The sequence below is a fragment of the Acidovorax sp. HMWF018 genome (assembly GCF_003061035.1).
GTDB classification, from domain to species: domain Bacteria; phylum Pseudomonadota; class Gammaproteobacteria; order Burkholderiales; family Burkholderiaceae_C; genus Acidovorax; species Acidovorax delafieldii.
The window spans coordinates 1-904 of record NZ_QAIM01000654.1 but is presented as its reverse complement, the minus strand read 5'-3'; the positions used below and the strand labels follow the sequence as shown (position 1 = coordinate 904).

At 61.7% G+C, this 904-nt stretch carries 2 protein-coding genes and 1 pseudogene; all 3 read right to left on the bottom strand.

Features of this window, described 5'->3' with window-relative positions:
• Positions 1 to 96 (bottom strand): annotated as a pseudogene (locus DBR23_RS31980) (exodeoxyribonuclease III); the annotation flags it as partial.
• 117 nt (positions 97 to 213) lie between these two features.
• On the bottom strand, positions 214 to 411 hold the full coding sequence (locus tag DBR23_RS27410) for an AlpA family transcriptional regulator (protein ID WP_108500163.1): 198 nt from the start codon (positions 409 to 411) through the stop codon (positions 214 to 216).
• Positions 408 to 731, bottom strand: a complete 324-nt coding sequence (locus tag DBR23_RS27405) for a hypothetical protein (RefSeq protein WP_108500162.1) — start codon at positions 729 to 731, stop codon at positions 408 to 410. The genes DBR23_RS27410 and DBR23_RS27405 overlap by 4 nt, the downstream gene beginning before the upstream one ends.
• Positions 732 to 904: the final 173 nt, after the last annotated feature.

The following is a 904-nucleotide window of genomic DNA, read 5'->3' as shown; positions in this document are numbered from 1 at the left end:
CAGGCACAAGGCATCGACCGGGTTGGCGGCCAGCCAGGCCAGCACCTGGGGCAGGCGCACCGACAGGGAGTTCACGTTCCAGGTGGCAATTTGCATTGGCTGAAAAATCTCTTGTAAATCAATCGGTTGCTGTTGTGTGGGTTGCATTTTTGGGCCTAGCTACCCACCTGGCTACCCGGATTTTGTGCCCTTGGGTAGCCGTGTTGGAAGGGCCTAGCCGGCATTGTCGCCGCACCGAGACTCCAGATAGTCGTGGATGCTTTTCGCGGTGATCCGGCTGGCACGCTTGCCGACTTTCACCAGCGTCAAATGCTTGTCCTTGACCAGCCGGTAGATGGTTGCGCGTGAGACATCGAGCTTTGCGGCGGCGTGGTTGATTTGATAGGCCAGGGGGTGGGTTGCGGTGTTCATGGTGTGGTTCTCCCGTACTTCTCAGCCAGGCCAGACCCGGCGATCGCATAGTTCCGCCCGCCCAAGTGGGTGAGCGTGGGTTCAGGTTCAGGCTTCCAGGTGCACAGGCCATCGGGCCCGATGACGGCGCCTTGCTGTGCCCACAGGGTTACGGCTGTCCAGAAGGGCGAGCGCTGCCCGGGCTGCTTCTCGGCCAGCTCGCCATCGTCGTCCTGCACGGCTGGCCCGCTGTAGGGGTGCATTTCAAAGCGCCACACCTTGCCAGTGGCGTCCTTGATCCGGCGGTCTGGGCCGCCGTAGCTGATGTGGATGGTTTTCATGGGGTTCCTCCACCGGCCTTCATGAAGACGATCCAGTGCGTCATTCCCCGGCGCCCGCTGACCTGTCCAAAAAGAGGACTCTCGGGCGTAGTGGCCAGCACCTCGGCCAGCTTCACCTGCGTTTCGTTCCATTTGAAGTCCAGCCGCGCCGCATCCTCCAGCACGCTGTCTGC